5 protein-coding genes are annotated in these 3,310 nt (G+C 50.5%); 4 read left to right on the top strand and 1 reads right to left on the bottom strand.

Annotated features, from left to right (window positions below; all coding sequences use genetic code 11):
- Positions 1-576: 576 nt before the first annotated feature.
- From xerC to DW024_RS05785, 3 genes are all read left to right on the top strand, one after another.
- Complete coding sequence (xerC, locus tag DW024_RS05795; protein WP_118377203.1) at positions 577-1,824, top strand: tyrosine recombinase XerC; 1,248 nt, start codon at positions 577-579, stop codon at positions 1,822-1,824.
- Positions 1,825-2,042: 218 nt separating this feature from the next.
- On the top strand, positions 2,043-2,288 hold the full coding sequence (locus DW024_RS05790; protein WP_117629696.1) for a hypothetical protein: 246 nt from the start codon (positions 2,043-2,045) through the stop codon (positions 2,286-2,288).
- Positions 2,289-2,297: 9 nt separating this feature from the next.
- Positions 2,298-2,684 (top strand): hypothetical protein, encoded by a 387-nt coding sequence (locus DW024_RS05785; RefSeq protein WP_147352052.1) that lies wholly within the window; start codon positions 2,298-2,300, stop codon positions 2,682-2,684.
- A gap of 49 nt (positions 2,685-2,733) precedes the next feature.
- On the opposite strand, the gene DW024_RS05780 is transcribed toward DW024_RS05785, so the two are convergent.
- Positions 2,734-2,946, bottom strand: coding sequence for a hypothetical protein (locus DW024_RS05780; protein WP_118288898.1), 213 nt, complete (start codon positions 2,944-2,946; stop codon positions 2,734-2,736).
- 196 nt (positions 2,947-3,142) lie between these two features.
- Between DW024_RS05780 and DW024_RS10075 the strand changes: the two genes are divergently transcribed.
- Complete coding sequence (locus DW024_RS10075; protein WP_158572170.1) at positions 3,143-3,304, top strand: hypothetical protein; 162 nt, start codon at positions 3,143-3,145, stop codon at positions 3,302-3,304.
- Positions 3,305-3,310 lie beyond the last annotated feature (6 nt).

Here is a 3,310-nt window from a genome sequence, read left to right as displayed (position 1 = left end):
CCCAGCAAGCGGGCGCTTCATTTTTGACATGGCATGAATCAGAAGAGCCCGGCACCGTAGCGGTACCGGGCTCGATATTCCTCTGGTGCCCCCGGGCGGATTCGAAAACTCCCCCCGCGGGGAAATTGGTGACGCGGGTGTCGACGGCTCGAACCCTGCCCTTAGACCAGAAGAGCCCGGCACCGTAGCGGTACCGGGCTCGACAAATCTCTGGTGCCCCCGGGCGGATTCGAAAACTCCCCCCGCGGGGAAATGAGTGACGCGGGTGTCGACGGTCCGAATCCTGCCCTTAGACCAGAAGAGCCCGGCACCGTAGCGGTACCGGGCTCGATATTCCTCTGGTGCCCCCGGGCGGATTCGAACCGTCGACACCCGCTTTAGGAGATATGATTTAATGCTACCCCCTACCATTCATCAAGCATCATTGAACATCATATAACCGCAGATAAACATAGCAGTTTGTGTCTTTTGCCTCCGGTAGCTGCGCCTACGCTTTTACAAACATATTACTAACAGCTTTAGCTAAACTGCACTCAGTGAATTGTTGAAAACTATTCAAAGAAACGGAGTGCAAAGATGGCAGAACAGCCACTCATTAGCGGAAGAGGCACGTGTTGGAAAGACAAGAGGTCACCTAACACCTACCGCTATTATTTCTCACTTGGGATCAAGGACCCTAAGACGGGGCGCTACAAACGATCCCCAACTTATACGGTTCGTTGCAAGACTAAAACAGAAGCTAGGGCTGCAATGCAGGCCAAGCTGGCTGAAATCAACTCCTCTGGCACGATTACTAAAACTAAAAAGCCCACTTTGCTTGCGTCCTACTGCTGGGCCTTTCATGAAAATAGGGACACCGAACTTGCGCCAACGAGCTATGAAAGAGAAGCGTACGATTGCAGGCATATCGAAGACCTATTCGGTGCGTTTCAGACAATTGAGGGGCTAACTCCCGATCTAATCGAAGAAGCATATGCCGAAGCTCGTCGTACGGGAAAATACAAACCATCAGAGCTTGTACGAATCAATTCGAAACTGCGTCAGATTCTGTCGAATGCAGTCGCAAAGAGAATAATTGACCGAAACCCCTGCGCTACCGTTCATGTTCGCAGACCACGCAACAAAAGAGAATCACTGACAATCGACCGAGTAGCTACCCTATGCACACATCTTCAACACATTGAGCTCACCGCCGAAGCTGTTGGTACGCTAGTACTAGTGTATACGGGTATGCGGAAAGGCGAGATGCTGGGCCTCGAATGGCGCGATTGGGACCCTGCCAATAAAACCTTGAAAATTGACAGGCAGTACACCAACGACCATGAACTGAGGGCACCCAAGTCACAAGAAAGCCAACGCAAAATCCCCGTTGGAGAGACCTTGGCCGAACGTCTTCAATCATGGTCAGCCATACAAAAAGAGCTCCTGGCCTCTCTGGGGCTGTCCCAGACTGGCAGCACTCCCATCATTAGCGATATTGCTGTCAAGCAGGGGGTCCCTACTGTCTGTCACATGAAAAACTACATCTTCAACCATTGGTTTCGCGATTTCGCAGTTAGCTGCAATCTTGGAATCTATGAGCCGAACAATTCGACTGGCGGAAAACTATATAAGGGCATCTGCCCGCATCAGCTCAGGCATTGTGTAAGCACTTTTATGCTGGCGAACGGATCGGACGTTAGAAGCGTGCAAGGTATTCTTGGCCACGCGGACCCCAATATCACGCTCAAAACGTATACAAGCCTCGTTCAACAATCAGAAATAAAAGCAGTTAAAGGCTACGAAGACTTCATCAACGCCTATATACAGAAAAGCGAGAAATAGCATGTTGTTCATTCATCGTTTCATCAATAATATTACGGTACTATACTACTATTTCCGCAGGTAAACGCTTTATTTGATTGACATCTAATGAGTTTTAATAGATTCTAAAGCTGTCAGATGGCTACGCATGTAGTCATAAAAACCGACCCCCCAAGTGCTTATGAACCTGGTAAGTCTTACAAGCACAGGGAGGGCCCTCATTGAAAGGATAGCTCATCATGGCTACTCCACAGATTAGCACTCAGGCGTCCACACCGACTTTCCCCACTGGTGCCGCTCAGTGCGATCGGTTGCTCCGCGTTAACGATATCCGCGAACTCACTGGCTGGAGCGAAAATACCGCGCGCAAGTTTATGCGCGAGTCCGGCAAGCTCATCCAAATCCATCGCTCGAATTACATGTTTGAAAGCTCGTTTTACGAACTTTTCAAGCAGCTCGAAGGTCGTACCGCCCACCTTGACTAGGCGGTAAACATGAGCGAGCTACCGTCAATTGCCGACAAATATTCCAATGATGTTACTGAGCAACGAGAGATTAGAAGGAAAATGGATAACGCGAATTTTATTTCGGTGCCCGACTGGGCGTGTTGTGCCACCACTGTCGCTGCCGAGCGCCTCATCCTCGGCCTAGTATGGAAGCTTGGAAATCCTTCCAAAAACAAACGAGCCATGGGCTTTTACGCAAAAAGCAAATGGATTGAGGAGCGCTACCACCTGAGTAAGAACACGATCTCCCGGGCCTATACCTCTTTGAAAGATAAGGGGTTTATTCAAAAAGCGGGCGATGGCAGCTGGATGCTTAATTACGCCGCAGTCTACCCCGCCGCAATCGAAAACGGCTGGGAGCCCAAGAAATCTTAAGTCCATAGCCCGACTATCGAGGTCGTGAAGGTCGGTAATCGCCGAGCGTCTATAAGAGCATGCCGCGGATGTAAAATGAAACAGGGTCGAACCGAAACAGTTCCCGGACAATTGGCGTCCGGCCAGACACTTCGATTCGACCCTTTTTCATGCCCGCATCTAAAACAATCCCATAATCATTCTCGACATCTTTAACGCCATCACTCTCCCGCCACCAACACGTCGTAGGTGCCATTTTCAACGAATCGATATGGCCGTCCATTCATGGTCTTTAAGGCGCGTGATACCATGAAAACGTGCGGTATTTCTCCAACCGAAAACCTGCGTGAATGCATGACTTGAGACGCCTTTTAGAACTCACCGATTGCAGGGCGAACACAAATCAACAGCGGCCGTGCATTGTTACCAGCCATATGGCATGGCGGAGCCATGCCCGTTGTTGATTGGAGTGCCGCACCATGGCAGACGAGAAGAAAATCAGGGAGATCTACGGCGTGAAGTCCGTCCTCGATGAGGCCGCCGAGCGAATCGAGGCGACGTGGCGGGAGAAGCTGCTGCGCGAGACGGGCGACCTCAGAACGGTGACGCATAATTTCTTTCGCAAATTGACAACCGCATAGCGGAAC

It is taken from the genome of Collinsella sp. AF37-9 (assembly GCF_003475115.1).
In the GTDB taxonomy this organism is placed as follows: domain Bacteria; phylum Actinomycetota; class Coriobacteriia; order Coriobacteriales; family Coriobacteriaceae; genus Collinsella.
Note: the sequence above shows the minus strand (reverse complement) of the source record. Positions and strands in the feature narration are given on the sequence as shown.